This is a genomic window from Pseudoduganella danionis, assembly GCF_009720775.1.
Lineage (GTDB): Bacteria > Pseudomonadota > Gammaproteobacteria > Burkholderiales > Burkholderiaceae_D > Rugamonas > Rugamonas danionis.
Genome location: NZ_WNKW01000001.1, coordinates 784,107 through 801,241, shown reverse-complemented (window position 1 = coordinate 801,241; position 17,135 = coordinate 784,107). Strand labels below are relative to the sequence as shown.

20 protein-coding genes are annotated in these 17,135 nt (G+C 59.2%); 4 read left to right on the top strand and 16 right to left on the bottom strand.

All coding sequences use genetic code 11. The annotated features are described in order from the left end of the window. From cysW to GM655_RS03385, 7 genes are all read right to left on the bottom strand, one after another. The gene (gene cysW / locus GM655_RS03415) at positions 1 to 891 is read right to left on the bottom strand and encodes a sulfate ABC transporter permease subunit CysW (protein WP_155433196.1); all 891 of its coding nucleotides are present in this window, start codon (positions 889 to 891) and stop codon (positions 1 to 3) included. Next, positions 888 to 1,754 (bottom strand): sulfate ABC transporter permease subunit CysT, encoded by an 867-nt coding sequence (gene cysT, locus GM655_RS03410; RefSeq protein ID WP_155433195.1) that lies wholly within the window; start codon positions 1,752 to 1,754, stop codon positions 888 to 890. Before cysT ends, cysW begins: the two co-directional genes overlap by 4 nt. A gap of 122 nt (positions 1,755 to 1,876) precedes the next feature. Next, entirely contained in the window at positions 1,877 to 2,650 is a 774-nt protein-coding gene (locus tag GM655_RS03405) for a sulfite exporter TauE/SafE family protein (RefSeq protein ID WP_155433194.1), read from the bottom strand. 78 nt (positions 2,651 to 2,728) lie between these two features. Continuing rightward, positions 2,729 to 3,367, bottom strand: coding sequence for a peroxiredoxin (locus GM655_RS03400; RefSeq protein WP_155433193.1), 639 nt, complete (start codon positions 3,365 to 3,367; stop codon positions 2,729 to 2,731). A 23-nt stretch (positions 3,368 to 3,390) separates the two neighbouring features. After that, a complete protein-coding gene (locus GM655_RS03395) occupies positions 3,391 to 3,966 on the bottom strand; it encodes an RBBP9/YdeN family alpha/beta hydrolase (RefSeq protein ID WP_155433192.1) in 576 nt (191 codons plus the stop codon). Between the two features lie 2 nt (positions 3,967 to 3,968). Then, on the bottom strand, positions 3,969 to 4,970 hold the full coding sequence (locus GM655_RS03390) for a sulfate ABC transporter substrate-binding protein (protein WP_155433191.1): 1,002 nt from the start codon (positions 4,968 to 4,970) through the stop codon (positions 3,969 to 3,971). Positions 4,971 to 5,068: 98 nt separating this feature from the next. Next, on the bottom strand, positions 5,069 to 5,452 hold the full coding sequence (locus tag GM655_RS03385; RefSeq protein ID WP_155433190.1) for a diacylglycerol kinase: 384 nt from the start codon (positions 5,450 to 5,452) through the stop codon (positions 5,069 to 5,071). 103 nt (positions 5,453 to 5,555) lie between these two features. Here GM655_RS03385 and GM655_RS03380 point away from each other — a divergent pair, with 103 nt between their 5' ends. Beyond that, positions 5,556 to 6,335, top strand: a complete 780-nt coding sequence (locus tag GM655_RS03380; RefSeq protein ID WP_155433189.1) for an IclR family transcriptional regulator — start codon at positions 5,556 to 5,558, stop codon at positions 6,333 to 6,335. On the opposite strand, the gene pbpG is transcribed toward GM655_RS03380, so the two are convergent. From pbpG to GM655_RS03365, 3 genes are all read right to left on the bottom strand, one after another. Continuing rightward, positions 6,317 to 7,375 carry a D-alanyl-D-alanine endopeptidase gene (gene pbpG / locus GM655_RS03375; RefSeq protein WP_371866697.1) on the bottom strand — a complete coding sequence of 353 codons (1,059 nt, stop codon included), beginning with the start codon at positions 7,373 to 7,375 and terminating at the stop codon, positions 6,317 to 6,319. The genes GM655_RS03380 and pbpG overlap by 19 nt on opposite strands. An 89-nt stretch (positions 7,376 to 7,464) precedes the next feature. Next, positions 7,465 to 8,160: a nitroreductase gene (locus GM655_RS03370; protein WP_155433188.1), complete on the bottom strand. Its 696-nt coding sequence runs from the start codon at positions 8,158 to 8,160 to the stop codon at positions 7,465 to 7,467. Positions 8,161 to 8,188: 28 nt separating this feature from the next. Continuing rightward, a complete protein-coding gene (locus tag GM655_RS03365) occupies positions 8,189 to 9,097 on the bottom strand; it encodes a DMT family transporter (RefSeq protein ID WP_155433187.1) in 909 nt (302 codons plus the stop codon). A 231-nt stretch (positions 9,098 to 9,328) separates the two neighbouring features. On the opposite strand from GM655_RS03365, the gene GM655_RS03360 reads away from it, so the two are divergent. Then, entirely contained in the window at positions 9,329 to 9,886 is a 558-nt protein-coding gene (locus GM655_RS03360; protein ID WP_155433186.1) for a phasin family protein, read from the top strand. Positions 9,887 to 10,043: 157 nt separating this feature from the next. Here the strand turns inward: GM655_RS03360 and GM655_RS03355 are convergent, their stop codons facing one another. The 6 genes from GM655_RS03355 to GM655_RS03330 form a co-directional block, all read right to left on the bottom strand. After that, positions 10,044 to 10,766 (bottom strand): ABC transporter ATP-binding protein, encoded by a 723-nt coding sequence (locus GM655_RS03355; protein WP_155433185.1) that lies wholly within the window; start codon positions 10,764 to 10,766, stop codon positions 10,044 to 10,046. Further along, entirely contained in the window at positions 10,766 to 11,536 is a 771-nt protein-coding gene (locus GM655_RS03350) for an ABC transporter ATP-binding protein (protein WP_155433184.1), read from the bottom strand. The genes GM655_RS03355 and GM655_RS03350 overlap by 1 nt, the downstream gene beginning before the upstream one ends. A 10-nt stretch (positions 11,537 to 11,546) precedes the next feature. Further along, positions 11,547 to 12,764, bottom strand: a complete 1,218-nt coding sequence (locus GM655_RS03345) for an ABC transporter permease subunit (RefSeq protein ID WP_155433183.1) — start codon at positions 12,762 to 12,764, stop codon at positions 11,547 to 11,549. A 15-nt stretch (positions 12,765 to 12,779) separates the two neighbouring features. Then, on the bottom strand, positions 12,780 to 13,709 hold the full coding sequence (locus GM655_RS03340) for a branched-chain amino acid ABC transporter permease (protein ID WP_155433182.1): 930 nt from the start codon (positions 13,707 to 13,709) through the stop codon (positions 12,780 to 12,782). A gap of 280 nt (positions 13,710 to 13,989) precedes the next feature. After that, on the bottom strand, positions 13,990 to 14,955 hold the full coding sequence (gene ispH, locus GM655_RS03335) for a 4-hydroxy-3-methylbut-2-enyl diphosphate reductase (protein WP_155433181.1): 966 nt from the start codon (positions 14,953 to 14,955) through the stop codon (positions 13,990 to 13,992). Positions 14,956 to 14,962: 7 nt separating this feature from the next. Then, entirely contained in the window at positions 14,963 to 15,418 is a 456-nt protein-coding gene (locus GM655_RS03330; protein ID WP_155433180.1) for an FKBP-type peptidyl-prolyl cis-trans isomerase, read from the bottom strand. A gap of 221 nt (positions 15,419 to 15,639) precedes the next feature. Here GM655_RS03330 and GM655_RS03325 point away from each other — a divergent pair, with 221 nt between their 5' ends. Further along, positions 15,640 to 16,170: a C-type lectin domain-containing protein gene (locus GM655_RS03325; RefSeq protein WP_155434107.1), complete on the top strand. Its 531-nt coding sequence runs from the start codon at positions 15,640 to 15,642 to the stop codon at positions 16,168 to 16,170. A 167-nt stretch (positions 16,171 to 16,337) separates the two neighbouring features. After that, entirely contained in the window at positions 16,338 to 17,012 is a 675-nt protein-coding gene (gene radC, locus GM655_RS03320) for a RadC family protein (RefSeq protein WP_155433179.1), read from the top strand. Positions 17,013 to 17,135: the final 123 nt, after the last annotated feature.

Here is a 17,135-nt window from a genome sequence, read left to right as displayed (position 1 = left end):
TTACTCCGTAGGGCGAACATCGTCGGCGCGGTTTTCATTCAGGCGCCAGGCGACAAAGGTTTTCAGTGCCAGCGTGACCAGTGCCAGCAGCGCCAGCAAGGAGGCCACGGCAAAAGCGGCAGCAAAGTTGTATTCGTTGTAGAGAATCTCTACCTGCAGCGGAATCGTATTGGTCTCGCCGCGAATGTGGCCGGACACTACCGACACGGCGCCAAACTCGCCCATGGCACGGGCATTACACAGAATCACGCCATACAGCAGGCCCCATTTAATATTCGGCAGCGTGACGCGGCGGAAGGTATCCCAGCCCGAAGCACCGAGCACAATGGCCGCTTCTTCTTCCTCGCTGCCCTGCGCCTGCATCAGCGGAATCAGCTCGCGCGCCACGAACGGGAAGGTGACGAAAATGGTCGCCAGCACGATGCCCGGCACGGCAAACAGAGTCTTGATTTCGTGTTCCTGCAGCCATGGGCCGAACCAGCCCTGCGCACCAAACAGCAGCACGTAGATCAGCCCCGAAATCACCGGCGAAACGGAGAACGGCAGATCGATCAGCGTCAGCAGAATGCTCTTGCCGCGGAAATCGAATTTGGCGATACACCACGATGCCGCCACACCGAACACCAGATTCAGTGGCACGGCAATTACGGCCGTCAGCAAGGTCAGTTTGATCGCCGCCAGCGCATCTTCTTCCACGATGGCTGCCGCGTACGCATCCCAGCCTTTGCGGAAGGCTTCGACAAACACGGCCACCAGCGGCACGAACAGGAACAGCGTGAGGAAGGTCAGCGCCACGGCGATCAGCACAGCGCGCACCCAGCGCGGTTCCAGTATCTGCGGCGGCGATGGCAGTTCGCCACGACGCACGGGCGTATTCGGCAAGGCGCTCATGCTTTGCCTCCTTTGCCGCGTGCCCAGGCCTGCAGCAGATTAATACTGAGCAGCATGAGGAAGGACACCACCAGCATCACCACCGCAATCGCGGTGGCACCGGCATAGTCATACTGTTCCAGCTTGGTGATGATGAACAGCGGCGTGATCTCGGAGATCATCGGCATATTGCCGGCGATGAAAATCACCGAACCGTATTCGCCGGTAGCGCGCGCAAACGCCAGCGCGAAGCCTGTCATCAGCGATGGCAGGATGGTGGGGAACACCACGCGCGTAAAAGTCTGCAGTGCGCTGGCGCCCAGACTGGCCGCAGCTTCTTCCAGTTCGCGTTCGGCGTCTTCCAGCACGGGCTGCACGGTACGCACCACGAACGGCAGACCAATAAAGGTCAGCGCAATCACCACACCGATGGGCGTGAACGCCACTTTCAGGCCGAACTGCCCTTCCAGCACGCGGCCGAACCAGCCATTGGCCGAGTACAGTGCTGTCAGCGTGATACCGGCGACGGCCGTCGGCAGTGCAAACGGCAGGTCCACCAGTGCATCGACGATGCGCTTGCCGGGGAATTCGTAGCGCACCAGCACCCACGCCACCACCAGACCGAATACGGCGTTGATGGCCGCGCCCAGCAGCGAAGCGCCAAAGGTCAGGCGGTAGGACGCCATCACGCGCTCGTTGGTGACGGCGTGCCAGAAACCGTCCCAGCTCAGCGTAAAGGTTTTGAGGAAAACGGCCGATAGGGGTATCAGCACGATCAGGGTCAGATACAGGATCGTGAATCCCAGCGACAGCCGGAAGCCCGGCATGACGCGGAATGGTGCGCCCTGCCTGGCTGGCGCTGGCGCAGCGAGAACTGCAGACATAAATGCTCCCTTATTACAAATTCTTCTATAAGGGCGCCATATTCTCACTGATGCTTCATAATCCAAACGAAGCTTTTATCATTTAATTAGACGTTTCCGCTATATAGCGCAGTGCTCGCGACTCAGGACACCAGCTTGGCCGCCACCGCCACCAGCGTGAAGGCCAGCAGGCCGCGCAGCAGGCGTTCCGGCACGGCGCGGGCCGCATACGAACCTATGGTAATGCCGGGCACGGAGCCTACCAGCAGGGTCAGCAGCAGGCTCCAGTCGATCGAGCCCAGCCACCAGTGGCCGATCGCAGCGATCGCCGTCAGCGGCACCGCATAGGCGATGTCGGTGCCAGCCACTTCGGCGGGCGTCAGGCGCGGATACAACATCACCAGCAACGTGGCGCCGATGGCACCCGCACCGATGGAGGAAATAGTGACCAGCGTGCCCAGTACGGCACCGGAAATGATGGTCGCCCAGACCAGCTTATCGCCCTGCAGTTGGCGCTCAGGGTGGGCATTAATCCATGCCAGCATTTTGCGGCGGAACAGGATGGCGACCACGGTCAGCAGCACGGAACCGGCAATCATATAGCGGATGATCTGGCCGATTTCCTTGTTGAGGTTGCCGAAGTGTTTGAGGGAATAGCTGGCCAGCAAGGCTGCCGGCAAGGCGCCCAGACAGAGACGGCGCACGATTTCCCAGTGCACCGTGCCGCGCAGGCGGTGCGTGAAAGTGCCCACGCCTTTGGTGAGCGAAGCAAAAGCCAGATCAGTACCGACGGCCACAGCGGGCGACACCCCGAACAGCAGCGTCAGCAGAGGCGTCATCAGCGAGCCACCGCCCACGCCCGTCATTCCGACCAGCAGACCTACGGCAAACCCGGATGCGACAAACGACAAATCCATACATTCCCCCAAGAGTAGACCGCAGGGTACAGACTCTTGGGGGAGAACCAAACAACGCAGTTTTTATTTGCTTATGCGTTATTTATTAGGCTGAGGGGTCACGCGCAGGTAAGGACGGGCCGCCGTATAGCCTTTCGGATACTTCTGCTTCAGCACTTCCGGATCCTGCACTGTCAGCGGAATGATGACATCATCGCCATCTTTCCAGTTGCCCGGCGTGGCCACCGTATAGCCGTCCGTGAGCTGCAAGGCGTCGATTACGCGCAGCACTTCATCGAAATTGCGGCCCGTGCTCATCGGATAGGTGATGTTCAGGCGCACTTTCTTGGCCGGATCGATCACGAACAGCGTACGCACGGTAGCCGTAGCGGAAGCGTTGGGGTGGATCATGTCATACAGCGTCGAGACCTTGCGATCTGCATCGGCGATGATGGGGAAGCCCACCACCGTGTTCTGGGTCGCTTCGATATCGGCAATCCACTCCTTGTGCGACTCGGCCGGATCGACCGACAGGGCAATGGCCTTGACGTTGCGCTTGTCGAATTCCGGTTTCAGCTTGGCCGTCAGGCCCAGCTCAGTGGTGCAGACCGGCGTAAAGTCGGCCGGATGGGAAAACAGTACTACCCAGGAATCACCTGCCCACTCATGGAAACGCAGCGGTCCGATGGAAGAGTCCTGCTCGAAATCAGGGGCGATATCGCCCAGTCGTATGGTCATGTTCTGCTCCAGATCGTCATCAGTTACACACAGAAATCATAGGCTACAGCTTTCTTATTCTGCGCCTTTTCTGCTAAAAAATACAATGTTTCCAGACCTTGCGGCCAGTCACCGAGATTCGACTCGGCATTGATGTGGCCCAGCGCTCCCGCATCAACCAGCACACTGCCCCAGCGCTGCGCCCAGCTAGTCGCCTTCTCCAGCGTCATCCACGGATCGTTGCGGCTGCCCACCACGATGGACGGCACGGCCAGCGCCTGCAGCGGCAGCCGCTGTGCCACGCCGAACTTGTCGGGATCGGCCGGCGCCACCAGTAGTACCCCGGCCACGCCAGCCGGATCGCGCGCCACGCTATGCACGCTGGCCAGCGCGCCAAAGCTGTGCGCCACGATCAGCACGGGCCGGCCATCACGGCCATGGCGGCGGTGATGGTCGATGCGCCCGGCCCAGCGATCCAGATCAGGCTGGGCCCAGTCTTCCTGCCGCACCCGCTCGAATGCGGGATTGTGCAGCTGCCAGCGGCTTTGCCAGTGGCCCGGCCCGCTGTTATGCAGACCGGGGGCAATCAGCACGCGAAATTGGTCGAGTGCGCTGGCCATGATTATTTCGGCTGGTAGATCTGGTCGAACAGGCCACCGTCAGCGAAGTGGGTCTTCTGTGCCTTGGTCCAGTCGCCCGCCACCTGTGCCAGCGTGAACAGCTTCACGTTAGGGAACTGGTTGGCGTATTTCTTGGCGTACTTGTCGACCACCGGACGGTAGTAATTCTTGGCGATGATGTCCTGCGCTTCATCCGTGTAGAGGAAGTTCAGATAGGCTTCGGCCACTTTGCGGGTGCCGTGTTTATCGACCACTTTATCAACGATGGCCACCGGCGGTTCGGCCAGTATCGACACGGAAGGCGCCACGATGTCGAACTTGGTCGGGCCCAGTTCCTTGATGGCCAGCAGCGCTTCGTTTTCCCAGGCGATCAGCACGTCGCCGATGCCGCGTTCCACAAAGGTGGTGGTGGCGCCGCGGGCACCGGAATCGAGCACCGGCACGTTCTTGTACAGCTTGCTCAGGAAGTCCTTGGCCGAAGCTTCACTACCGCCCGGCTGGCGCAGCGCATAGCCGTAGGCGGCCAGATGGTTCCAGCGCGCACCGCCCGAGGTTTTAGGATTCGGCGTAATCACGGCCACGCCCGGTTTTACCAGATCGTTCCAGTCCTTGATGCCTTTCGGATTGCCTTTGCGGACCAGGAATACGATGGTCGAGGTGTAAGGCGTGCTGTTGTGCGAGAGTTTTTTCTGCCAGTCGGCGCCCAGCAGCTTGTGCTCGGCGATGGCGTCGATATCGTAGGCCAGCGCCAGCGATACCACATCGGCTTCCAACCCGTCGATCACGGCGCGGCCCTGCTTGCCCGAGCCACCGTGTGACTGCTTGATTTTCACCGTGTCGCCCGTCTTGGCCTTCCATTGCTTGGCAAACTCAGCGTTGACGTCCTGATACAGCTCGCGGGTCGGATCGTAGGAAACGTTGAGCAAGGAGATTTCTGCTGCCAGAGCAGGAACGGCAGCGGACAAAGCAAAAACAGCAGCAGCGATAATTTTTTTGGACAGCATAGGATTCCCCTGTGAATGAAGGTCTCCAGATTAATGCTGTCCTTTATAATTTAAAACGAAGCTTTTAGCAGTTCAATATACCAAAACTTCATATATAGTCAGTAAAAGCGGTTGACCAGCACCACGCCCCATGCTGCGGCCGCCAGCAGACAGGCCAGCAGCACGGCGGCACTGCCGAAGTCCTTGGCGTTCTTGGATAGGGGGTGACGTTCGAGCGACACCCGGTCCACCACGGCTTCGATCGAGGAATTAATCAGTTCCACGATCAGAATCAGCACCAGCACACCGATCAGCATCAATTTTTCAAAAGCTGAAATGCGCAGCGCCAGTGCGATGCTGCTGCCCACCACCAGCAGCGCCACTTCCTGCCGGAACGCGGCCTCGTGGCGCCAGGCTGAACGGAAGCCATCTCTGGAGTAACGCAAGGCCGCGAACAGCCGTTTCAGACCCGGTTTGCTTTTGAATTCACTGGTAGGTTGCATGGATTTGCCACATTAGAAGGAAGCCTCATTATGCATTATTTCACATTGTTTTCACATTATGGTATAAAGAAGTCATCGCATACCGCACCGCACCAACCACATCATGAAAATCGAATCGGTACCCGAACAAAAAACCACCATACAGGTGATTGAACGTATGGTGGCTTTACTCGATGCGCTCGCCAAATATCCCGACCCTGTCAGCCTCAAGGAATTATCCAAAGTCTCGGGGCTACACCCTTCGACGGCCCACCGGATTCTGAACGATCTGGTACTCACCCGCTTCGTCGACCGGATCGAACCGGGCACCTACCGGCTCGGTATGCGCTTGCTGGAACTGGGCAATGTGGTCAAGAGCCGCCTGTCCGTGCGGGAAGCTGCCGTGGACTTTATGCGTGCACTGCACAAAAGAACCCAGCAAACGATCAATTTATCAGTTCGCCAGGGCGACGAGATCGTCTACATCGACCGTTCCTTCTCCGAGCGTTCCGGCATGCAGGTGGTGCGCGCCATCGGTGGCCGCGCTCCGCTGCACCTGACCTCAACGGGCAAGCTGTTCCTGTCGGTGGATGAGCCTAAAGCCATCCGCGCCTATGCCACCCGTACGGGGCTGGCCGGCCACAACAAGAACTCGATTACGGATCTGCCGAAACTGGAACGGGAACTGAATCTGGTGAAGTCGCGCGGCTATGCGCGCGATAACGAGGAACTGGAGCTGGGCGTGCGCTGCATGGCCGCCGGCATCCATGATGATAGCGGCAAGCTGATCGCCGGCCTGTCCATCTCGGCGCCGGCCGACCGTCTGCAGGAAGAGTGGCTGGAAGATCTGGTCAGCACCGCTAACCAGATCTCGGCCACGCTCGGTTACATCCCTGTCGAATAAGAAGGCGAGCTGAGCGCTGCAGGCTTGAGCGCTTCCAGCCACTTGCGCATGCGGCCGGCATCGGCAGCGCGCGCCTGCTTGCCTTTGGAATCGAGGAATACCATGATCACGGCACGGCCTTCGATCACGGCCTGCATCATCAGACAACGCCCGGCTTCATTGATAAAGCCGGTTTTCTGCAAGCCGATCGACCAGTCGGGGCTGGCCACCAGATGGTTGGTGGTGCCGAACTGCATAGGCTTGCCATTGGTTTCCACGATGGCTTTCACGTCGGTCGAGTACTGGCGCAGCAGCGGCTGCTGGTAGGCCGCCATGGCCAGCTTGGCCAGATCGCGTGCGCTGGCCACATTCATCTTCGACAGGCCGCTGGAATCCACATAATGGGTATCCGTCATGCCCAGTTCGCGTGCCTTGGCATTCATGGCTTCCACGAAGGCCGGCTTGCCGCCCGGATAGTGACGCCCCAGTGCCGAGGCGGCGCGGTTTTCCGAGCTCATTAGGGCGATGTGCAGCATATTAGCGCGCGTCAGTTTGCTGCCCACTTTCAGGCGCGAGCTGCTGAATTTTTCGCGGTCCACATCTTCATCCGTCACGGTCAGGACTTCATCCATGTCCTGCCCCGCTTCCACGACGACCAGCCCCGTCATCATCTTGGTGATGGAGGCGATCGGCAGGGCCACATCGGAATTCTTCTCGAACAGCACTTCGGCATTCGACTGGTCCAGCACCAGCGCCACATTCGATTTCAGGTCGAGCGGATCATGGGTCTGGCTCAGACCGGCCAGATCGCCCATGGTCGGCACGGCCGGTGCCGCCACCATCATGCGCTGGTACACCACCTTGCGCTTGCCATTGACCATCATCACGCGCTTGACGGTGCGTTCGGCCGACGCCGCCGCAACCACCTTGCTGCTCTGCGTCTTGGACTTCTTGCCGTGTTTCTTGGCCACGCTGCCATGAGCAGCATGGGCCACACCGGACACCAGCATCAGCGCGATCAGCGCGCCGCCAGCTTTCGAAATGAGCGTTCTCTTAACCATTCCTATCCCCGCTAAACCTATATCAACAAGGAGCAACTACTTGCAGTTTAGCAAATTGCTAAGTTTGCACAAGCCTTGCCCCTATAAAACTATTCGACAAATTTCACAAACTCTTGAAGCGCCATGCGCTCCGTCTGCAAACTATTTTCTACCTTGCTGTGATCAGCATAGCCCAGTGCCATCCCGCACACCACAGTTTCCTGATCCGGCAGCTGTAATTGTTCCGTAATGATGCGGTGATACTGGGTAAATGCGGCCTGCGGGCAGGTATCCAGACCACGGCCACGGGCCGCCACCATGATGTTCTGCAAAAACATGCCATAGTCCAGCCACGAACCTTGCTCCATAACACGGTCGATAGTGAAAATCAGGCCCACGGGTGCACCGAAAAAATCATAATTTTTGCCATGCTGGGCGGCCATACCGGCCTTGTTATCACGCGTCAGGCCCAGCAGCGCGTACAGATCCCAGCCCACTTTGCGGCGCCGGTCGATGAAAGGCGATACCCACTGACTGGGGTAGTAGGCATATTCTTCCGTGTGCTGGGCCGCCACGGCCGGATCGTTATGGGCGGCGAGTATGGCTGCCGTCAGCTGCGCCTTGCGCTGGCCCGTTAGCACATACACTTTCCATGGCTGGGTATTGGTGCCCGATGGCGCCCGCCCTGCCACCTGCAAGAGCTGCTCGATATCTGCACGTGCCACTTGCTGCGGCAGAAAGGCGCGGATGGAACGGCGGCTGGTAATGGCAGCATCCACCGCCTGCTGGTTGGAACTGGAAATCATACGGTCTCGCTCATAAGGCGCACGGGCGCTAGTTAGGTTTCTTGACGACAAATATAACACCAGTCACGGCCAAGCCCATCCCCAGAATACCGAGGCTATTAAAGGCTTCACCGAACATCAGCCAGGCCATGATGGCCGTGGTAGGCGGAGTCAGGTACATCAGGCTGGTCACTTCGGTAGCATGGCTGCGGCGGATCAGGGCAAACAGCAGGAAGATCGCGCCTATGGACAGGCCCAGCACCGACCATAGCAAGGCAGCCACGAAGCGCGGTGTCCACTGCACCGCAGCAAAATCCAGTCCCAGCCCTTCCAGCCAGATAGCCAGCGGCAAAACTAGCAACAATGAAGCCGAGAACTGGATCACCGTCCCCGTACGCAGATCAAATTGGGCGCAATAGCGCTTCTGGTACAGCGTCCCGGCCGTAATCGACAGCAACGCCATCACGCAGAGCAGTATGGCTGGCGTGGTCAGCCCCACCAGCCGGATTTTGGCCGCCACCACCAGCGCCACCCCGCCCAGCCCGAATACCAGCCCCAGCCACTGGCGCGCGCGCACGCGTTCGCCGATCAGGCGGGCCGACAGTGCCGTCAGAATGGGCTGCATGCCCACGATCAGGGCCGACAGACCGGCCGGCATCCCCTGTTTGATGGCGCACCAGACGCCGATCAGATAACCGGCCTGCACCAGCAGACCGGCCAATGCGATATGGGCGATGCGACCGTGCGGCCACGGCGCGCGCAACACCAGCACGGCCGGAAGCAGAAACAGCAGCACACCGAGGAAGCGCAGCACCAGAAAAGTCAGCGGCGGCGCATAGGGCAGGCCAAACTTGGCCACGATAAACCCGCTACTCCACAGCAGCACGAAAAACAGCGGCAGCGGCGACAGGAAAGAGGCGCGTGTTGCGCTGCGTGAAGGCGGGCTAGTGGTAGTCATCGTACGAGTCTAACACGGCCGCAAGCGCGCTGCGGAAAGCCCTGCAAGATGTCAATTTCACATGCTTTGATGCAACGCACAAAAAATGCTTGACTTAATTTTTGAAGCCCGTAGAATTCGCCTTGTTGCGTTGCACAATTATGTTGTTCGGTCTGAAACGTCGCTGCTTTGTTTCTAGCCGGCTGTAAGAAACAGCAGTACCTAAACAATACCCTACTACTGGAGAGTCACATGTTTTCGATCCCTGAGCAATTTTCCAATGCGACCAAAGCAAACTTTGAATCGCAATTCGCCATCTTCTCGACCCTGACCAACAAGGCGTTCGAAGGCGTAGAGAAATTCGTCGACCTGAACCTGAACGCTGCCAAAGCTTCGCTGGAAGAGTCGTCGGCTACCGCCAAGCAACTGCTGGCTGCCAAAGACCCACAAGAATTCTTCTCGCTGGCTACCGCACAAGCCCAGCCAGCCGCTGAAAAAACCCTGGCCTACGGCCGTCATCTGGCCAGCATCGCTTCCAGCACTGGCGCCGAGTTCAGCAAAGCTGCTGAAACCCAGATCGCTGAAACCAACCGCAAAGTCATCTCGCTGGTTGACGAAGTGAGCAAAAACGCCCCAGCCGGCACCGAAAACGCTGTAGCCGCTTTCAAATCGGCCATCGGCAATGCCAACGCTGGTTACGAGCAGTTCGCCAAGACCGCCAAGCAAGCTGTTGAATCGCTGGAATCGAACCTGAACCAGGCTGTTAATCAGTTCACCGCTGCTGCTTCCAAAGCAACTGCCAAGAAGTAATACTTAAGAAGTAATACTGCTCAACCCTAGCGGTTGATCGCCCCGGCCCTGCCGGGGCTTTTTTTTGTCCGGGGTCAGGTCGGGCAAAGTGCAGGGGTCAGGTCGGGCACATGGGCAACTGCTGAGTCTGTCCCTTTGCCCGACCTGACCCCGCCGTTTATTCGCCGAGGTAGGCGGCTTTCACGCGGGGATCATCGAGCATGTCGGCAGCGTTGCCCGTCATGGTGATCACGCCCGAATCCATCACATAGCCGCGGTGCGCAGCCTGCAGCGCCAGCTTGGCATTCTGCTCTACCAGCAGGATGGTCACGCCCTGCGCTGAAACGGCGCGGATTACTTCAAAGATCTTTTCCACCATGATGGGCGACAGGCCCATTGACGGTTCATCGAGCAGCAGCAGGTCCGGATGCGACATCAGCGCGCGCGCCATGGCCAGCATCTGCTGTTCGCCACCGGACAGGGTGCCGGCCAACTGGCTAGAGCGCTCCTTGAGGCGCGGGAAAGTCTCGTACCATGTGGCGATGTCGGCATCGATGCCAGCCTGATCGTTGCGGGTGTAAGCGCCCATCATCAGGTTTTCATGGATGGTCATGCGGGTGAACACGCCGCGCCCTTCCGGCACCATGGCCAGCTTTTTCTCCACCAGATGGAAGGACTGGCTGCCTTTCAGCGAGGCGCCCTTGTAAGCCACCGTGCCTTCCACCTTGCAGGCTGGCAGCGTGCCAGTGATGGCTTTCAGAGTGGTGGTCTTGCCCGCGCCGTTGGCGCCGATCAGCGCCACCAACTCACCCTGATTCACCTCCAGATCGATGCCTTTGACGGCCTTGATGCCACCGTACGCGACCTTCAGTCCCGATACTTTAAGAACATTGTCGCTCATTAGTGCGATCCTCCCAGATAGGCGTCTATCACTGCCTGATTACTCTGTATTTCTGCCGGCAAGCCTTCGGCGATCGGTTTGCCGTATTCCAGCACCATCAGCCGGTCGCACAAGCTCATCATCATCTTCACATCGTGCTCGATCAGCAGCACGGTCTTGCCTTCGTTTTTGATTTTCACCAGCAGTTCGCGCAGCGCCAGCTTTTCCGTGGCGTTCATGCCGGCCGCCGGTTCGTCCAGCGCCAGCAACTGCGGTTCCGTCGCCAGAGCCCGGGCGATTTCGAGGCGGCGCTGGTCGCCATACGACAGGAACTTGGCCGTGCGGCTGGCGAACTGACCTATGCCTACGAAATCGAGCAACTCCTGCGCGCGGCGACGGATCGCCGCTTCTTCCTCGCGCGCTGCCTTATGACGGAAGATGGCACCGAACACGCCCTGACGGGTACGCACATGGCAACCCACCATGACATTTTCCAGTGCCGTCATTTCACCGAACAAACGGATGTTCTGGAAGGTTCGGGCAATACCGGCCTTGGCCACTTCATGCGGCGCCGACGGCGAATACGGCTTGCCGGCCAGCTCGAAGGTACCCGTATCAGGCTGGTACAGGCCCGTGATGACGTTAAAGAAAGTGGTTTTACCGGCGCCGTTAGGGCCGATCAGGCCATAGATCTGGCCGCGCATGATCTTGATACCCACATCGGTCAGCGCCTGCAGGCCGCCGAAGCGCTTGTTCACACCGGCGATGTGGAGGATTACTGGTTCGCTCATCTGTCTTTCCTCAGGCTGCCATCGTGCCGGACGATTGTTGTTTGGCGTCGGAATCGCCATCCGGGCGATCTTCGTGCTTGGGCGCTGGCCACAGGCCGGCCGGACGGTTCAGCATGATGAGTACCATGGCCAGACCGTACAGCAACTGGCGCAGCACTTCCGCTTCCACCACCACATGGCCGAACAGACGCTCCTGCAGCGGCTCCACCACATGGCGCAGCACTTCCGGCAGCGCGGCCAGCAAGGCACCGCCCATGATCACGCCGGGAATATGGCCGATACCACCGAGCACCACCATGGCCAGCACGGCGATGGACTCCGTCAGCGAGAACGACTCGGGCGACACAAAGCCCTGGAACGACGCAAACATGGCGCCGGCGATACCACCGAACGAAGCGCCCATCGAAAACGCCAGCAGTTTGACGTTACGGGTGTTGATACCCATGGCCTTGGCGGCGATTTCATCTTCGCGGATCGCTACCCACGCGCGCCCCAGACGCGAGTGCTGCAGACGGGTGGTCACGAACACCACGGCCACGCACAGGAACAGGAACAGGAAGTAATAGGCGTTCACGGACGGCATGGCAAAGCCGGCCACCGTCACCGTGGCACGCGAACCGGCCTCGCCGGCCAGATTCACGCCGAACACGCGAATAGGATCGATCAGGTTGATGCCCTGCGGGCCGTTGGTGAAGTTGATCGGCTCGTTAAGGTTGTTCATGAAGATGCGGATGATCTCGCCGAAGCCCAGCGTCACAATAGCCAGATAGTCACCACGCAGTTTCAGCGTCGGCGCGCCCAGCAGCGCACCAAACAGGCCGGCCAGCGCCGCCGCCAGCGGCACGATCACCCATACCGACAGGTGGATACCGTTCTGCTGGATTTCCGGTCCCAGCACGGCGACCAGCGTATTGCCGATGGCCGGATATTCATTGATCAGCGATTCCAGCAGCGTGGCGAACTGAGGCGAAGCCAGCAGGCCCGTCATGTAAGCGCCAACGGCGTAGAAGGCGATATAGCCCAGATCGAGCAGGCCGGCAAAGCCGACCACGATGTTCAGGCCCAGCGCCAGCATGATGTACAGCAGCGCCATATCGACGATGCGCACCCACGAGTTGCCGAACGGCGCGGCCACAAACGGGAAGATCAGCAAACCGATCAGCACCACTGCCATGCTGGCATAGGCCTGACGGGGATTACGGGAGGTGTCGAAATTCAGCAGTGCCATGGTCGTCCCTCCTGCTTAAGCGCGATCAGCCACGCGTTCACCCATGATGCCCGAGGGGCGCACGGTAAGCACGATGATCAATACCACGAAGGCAAAAATATCCTGATAGTGGCTGCCGAGGAAACCGCCGGTCAGGTCGCCGATATAGCCGGCGCCCAGACTTTCGATGATGCCCAGCACGATGCCGCCTATCATGGCGCCGTAGATATTGCCGATGCCGCCCAGCACGGCAGCAGAGAAGGCTTTCAGGCCCGGCACAAAGCCCATGGCAAACTGGATGGACGCATAGTTGGCGCCCCACATCACCCCGGCCACGGCAGCCAGCGCAGCGCCCAGCGCAAAGGTCGTCACGATGACGCGGTTGGCATCCACGCCCATCAGTCCGGCCACGCGGGGATTTTCCGCCGTGGCGCGCATGGCGCGGCCCATCTTGGTTTTTTCTACCAGCAGCACCAGCCCCACCATGGACAGTGCCGCCAGCACCAGCAGCAGAATCTGGGTTTGCGAAATCAGCGCGCCGCCTATCATGATAGGCTCCGACGACAGCAGTTGCGGGAAGGCCAGCGGGTTGCGCGACCAGATCATCATGGCCACCGTCTGCAGCAGGATGGACACGCCGATGGCCGTAATCAGCGGGGCCAGACGCGGTGCATTGCGCAGGCGGCGATAGGCCACGCGTTCGATCAGCACGTTCACCAGCATGCAGACGGGAATCGCACCGGCAATGGAAATCGCCAGTTTGACGGAGCCGGGCAGGTCCGGCGCGTATTCGTTGAGGTACTTGAGGATGGTCAGGCCCGTCATGGCGCCGACCATCAGCACATCGCCATGGGCAAAGTTAATCAGGTTGAGCACGCCGTACACCATGGTGTAGCCGAGTGCGACCAGTGCATACATGCTGCCGAGCACCAGTCCGTTGATAATTTGTTGGATAAAAGTATCCATGCAGAGTGCCTTTACTATTGTGTTACACAGCCGGTTCAAGTAACAAAAACGGCACCCGGAGAAGTGGTCTCCGTAGTGCCGCCGTTGACTACGCTTTTACGTTGCAAGTTCTATGCCTGAATCAGCACCTCGCTGCGAGCCGCGTCCTCTACGTGTGGAACTGCCAGTTGACAGTTCATCTACTAAAGGGCGAAGCAATGATAGCGAGATTTTAGGAAAACGAACGGCGGAATAATCCGTAAAGTGCTAAATATTATTCCGTTATCCGTCTGATAGCGCCTTAGGCAGCGCTATTCGTCTGCTCTGTGGCTTTGTTGCCATCCAACCCCTTGGGCAGCGGGAAGGTGACCGCTTCTTCCACGCCGTCCAGCGTGCGGACACTGCGTGCGCCCAGTTCCTTGAGACGATCGATCACGGCCTGCACCAGCACTTCCGGTGCCGAAGCACCGGCCGTGACGCCGATGCGCGCCTTGCCTTCCAGCCATTCCGGCTGGATCAGGCTGGCGTTGTCCACCATGTAGGCGGGCGTGCCCTTCTTCTGCGCCACTTCACGCAGGCGGTTGGAGTTGGAGCTGTTCGGGCTGCCCACCACGATCACCACTTCCACCTGCGGCGCCATGAATTTCACGGCATCCTGACGGTTGGTAGTGGCGTAGCAGATATCGCCCTTCTTCGGCTCGATGATGGCCGGGTAGCGCGCTTTCAGCGCAGCGATGATGTCAGCCGTATCGTCCACCGACAGCGTGGTTTGCGACACATAAGCCAGCTGGTCCGGCTTGGACACATTGAGTTTGGCCACATCTTCCACGGTTTCCACCAGATACATGCCGGCATCGGCCTGGCCCATCGTGCCTTCCACTTCCGGATGGCCCTGATGGCCGATCATGATGATCTCGCAGCCCTGCTTGCGCATCTTGGCCACTTCCACGTGCACCTTGGTGACCAGCGGGCAGGTCGCATCGAAGATGCTCAGACCGCGTGCCTCCGCTTCCGCGCGCACGGCGCGCGACACGCCATGGGCCGAGAACACCAGCGTATTCCCGGCTGGTACATCGTCGAGTTCCTCGATGAAGATGGCGCCCTTGGCGCGCAAGTCTTCCACCACGTAGGCATTGTGCACGATTTCGTGGCGCACATAGATCGGCGCACCAAACTGGACCAGCGCACGCTCGACGATTTCGATGGCGCGGTCGACGCCGGCGCAGAAGCCGCGCGGCTGGGCTAGCAGAACTTCTTTATCGCTCATCCGTTCCTCACAGCACAGAGATAATCTTGACTTCGAAGGTCAGCGGCTCGCCGGCCAGCGGGTGGTTGAAGTCGAACAGGCAGACTTCCTCGCCGAGCTCGCGCAGCACGCCGGCAAAGCGGCCACCGCCGGGGGCAGCGAAATCAACCAGATCGCCCACCTTGTATTCCGCGTCCGGGCTGGAGTTTTCATCCAGCGTAGCGCGCGACACTTCGCGCACCAGTTCCGGGTTACGCGGACCGAAGCCGACGCCCGGCTCCAGATTGAAGGTGCGGTGCGTGCCTTCCGGCAGACCCAGCAGCAGTTCTTCCAGCACCGGAGCCAGCTGGCCCTGGCCCAGCATCAGCGTGGCCGGATTGGCGTTGAAGGTGGTGACGATGTCTTTGCCATCGAGCGAAGCCAGACGGTAATGCAGAGTGAGATAAGCCGATGGGGTGACGACAGCAGGTTGCGCGTTGGACATGACGTGAGCTTGGTTAGACTGGAAAAGCCTATATTGTAAGCCAGCTTGCCTTCAGCCCTAGTAATCCGTGCCGAATTCGCGCCGCAATTCACTATCCGGCGCCGACATTTGACGAGCGCTCAAAAAAACGACATTTGCAAAATACTATTAGATAGTGCATTCATAACAATGATAGTATCAATTCTACACCATTCATTTAGACCACTTTATAAGGAGCTCCTATGTCGATTATCAAATCACTGGGCCTGTCCTCCCTGCTGCTGGCCGCCAGTTCTGCGCATGCGCTGGCACCGATCGCCACGGCCGATTTCGGCGGACACCACTATGTTCAATTCGAAGCCAGCAACTGGACCGATGCCGAAGCGGCCGCCATTGCTTTGGGCGGCCATCTGGTTGCCGTCAATAGCGCTGCAGAAAACAACTTCCTGATCAGCACCTTTGGTAGCGCAAATGCTCTGTGGCTAGGTCTGCAGCGTACCGGCCCTGGCGCCGGTGACTTCGCCTGGTCGAATGGCGATGCCGTCACTTATACCAACTGGGCCGGCGGCGAGCCTAACAATGCAGGTGGCTATGAAAACTATGTCCACACCTACACCAGCGGCACCTGGAATGATTTGCCGAACAATGATGGCTACGCCGGTCCGAAATTCGGCGTGATGGAAGCCGTGCCTGAGCCTAGCACCTACGCCATGATGGGCGCTGGTCTGGCCCTGCTGGGTCTGGCAAAACGCCGTAAAAGCGCCAAGAAATAATCTTCAGACTATGCCGCGCCCGCTGGCGCGGCAGCTTTATTTGGGCTGGCAGCGGACTTGATCCAACTCATGCTCCGCTGCGCCTGTTTCCCCGCCTGCTCCCCTGCCCCCGATAATGCCTGCTACGGCCCAAGCCCGGGCTGTCTCACTCATACGCGGGAGCGGCGATGGCAATTCCGGATTGGCCCGAAGAACGTCGTCCACGCGAACGCCTGATACGGCATGGCGCCGCCACACTGGCGGATGCCGAACTGCTGGCAGTCTTCCTGCGCGTCGGCGTCAAAGGCAAGGATGCCGTACAACTGGGGCATGAACTGCTCTGCCATTTTGGCTCGCTGCAAACGCTGTTCGGTGCCCGGCTGGAAGAATTTTCTGCCCTCCACGGCTTGGGCGCCGCCAAGTACGCACAGTTACAAGCAGTCATGGAGCTTTCGCGCCGCGCCATGCTGGAAGAATTATGTGCCGGCACGACCCTGAGCACCCCGCAGTCCGTCAAAAACTACCTACGCCTGCTTTTTCGTCAAGCCACCAGCGAAGCCTTCCACGTGCTCTTTCTCGACGTGAAGAACCGCTTGCTGGAAGCGCGCGAAATGTTTCGTGGCACCTTGACCCATACCAGCGTGTATCCACGCGAAGTGGTCAAGGCGGCGTTGGCCAGCAATGCGGCCAGCGTCATGCTCGCACACAACCATCCGTCCGGCTCGCCCGAGCCCAGCGAATCGGATCTGCTGCTGACGCGTGCATTAATTCAGGCGCTGGCGCTGGTCGATATCCGCATCCTCGACCATTTCATTGTGGCCGGCCAGCAGGTTTACTCGTTTGCCGAGCATGGCCAACTCTAGGTTTACCCCTATGCGCTCAAGGGTTTACGCGCACTTTCTGAGGGAAGACACAATTGTTAAATTTTACCATCAATACGAGACACAATTGTTTTTCACAAGTCATTGAAAAAGCTCAGTTTTTTA

Coding starts and splice junctions, on each gene's coding strand:
- cysW (WP_155433196.1), bottom strand. CDS start 891: ATGAGCGCCTTGCCGAATACGCCCGTGCGTCGTGGCGAACTGCCATCG.
- cysT (WP_155433195.1), bottom strand. CDS start 1,754: ATGTCTGCAGTTCTCGCTGCGCCAGCGCCAGCCAGGCAGGGCGCACCA.
- GM655_RS03405 (WP_155433194.1), bottom strand. CDS start 2,650: ATGGATTTGTCGTTTGTCGCATCCGGGTTTGCCGTAGGTCTGCTGGTC.
- GM655_RS03400 (WP_155433193.1), bottom strand. CDS start 3,367: ATGACCATACGACTGGGCGATATCGCCCCTGATTTCGAGCAGGACTCT.
- GM655_RS03395 (WP_155433192.1), bottom strand. CDS start 3,966: ATGGCCAGCGCACTCGACCAATTTCGCGTGCTGATTGCCCCCGGTCTG.
- GM655_RS03390 (WP_155433191.1), bottom strand. CDS start 4,970: ATGCTGTCCAAAAAAATTATCGCTGCTGCTGTTTTTGCTTTGTCCGCT.
- GM655_RS03385 (WP_155433190.1), bottom strand. CDS start 5,452: ATGCAACCTACCAGTGAATTCAAAAGCAAACCGGGTCTGAAACGGCTG.
- GM655_RS03380 (WP_155433189.1), top strand. CDS start 5,556: ATGAAAATCGAATCGGTACCCGAACAAAAAACCACCATACAGGTGATT.
- pbpG (WP_371866697.1), bottom strand. CDS start 7,375: ATGGTTAAGAGAACGCTCATTTCGAAAGCTGGCGGCGCGCTGATCGCG.
- GM655_RS03370 (WP_155433188.1), bottom strand. CDS start 8,160: ATGATTTCCAGTTCCAACCAGCAGGCGGTGGATGCTGCCATTACCAGC.
- GM655_RS03365 (WP_155433187.1), bottom strand. CDS start 9,097: ATGACTACCACTAGCCCGCCTTCACGCAGCGCAACACGCGCCTCTTTC.
- GM655_RS03360 (WP_155433186.1), top strand. CDS start 9,329: ATGTTTTCGATCCCTGAGCAATTTTCCAATGCGACCAAAGCAAACTTT.
- GM655_RS03355 (WP_155433185.1), bottom strand. CDS start 10,766: ATGAGCGACAATGTTCTTAAAGTATCGGGACTGAAGGTCGCGTACGGT.
- GM655_RS03350 (WP_155433184.1), bottom strand. CDS start 11,536: ATGAGCGAACCAGTAATCCTCCACATCGCCGGTGTGAACAAGCGCTTC.
- GM655_RS03345 (WP_155433183.1), bottom strand. CDS start 12,764: ATGGCACTGCTGAATTTCGACACCTCCCGTAATCCCCGTCAGGCCTAT.
- GM655_RS03340 (WP_155433182.1), bottom strand. CDS start 13,709: ATGGATACTTTTATCCAACAAATTATCAACGGACTGGTGCTCGGCAGC.
- ispH (WP_155433181.1), bottom strand. CDS start 14,955: ATGAGCGATAAAGAAGTTCTGCTAGCCCAGCCGCGCGGCTTCTGCGCC.
- GM655_RS03330 (WP_155433180.1), bottom strand. CDS start 15,418: ATGTCCAACGCGCAACCTGCTGTCGTCACCCCATCGGCTTATCTCACT.
- GM655_RS03325 (WP_155434107.1), top strand. CDS start 15,640: ATGTCGATTATCAAATCACTGGGCCTGTCCTCCCTGCTGCTGGCCGCC.
- radC (WP_155433179.1), top strand. CDS start 16,338: ATGGCAATTCCGGATTGGCCCGAAGAACGTCGTCCACGCGAACGCCTG.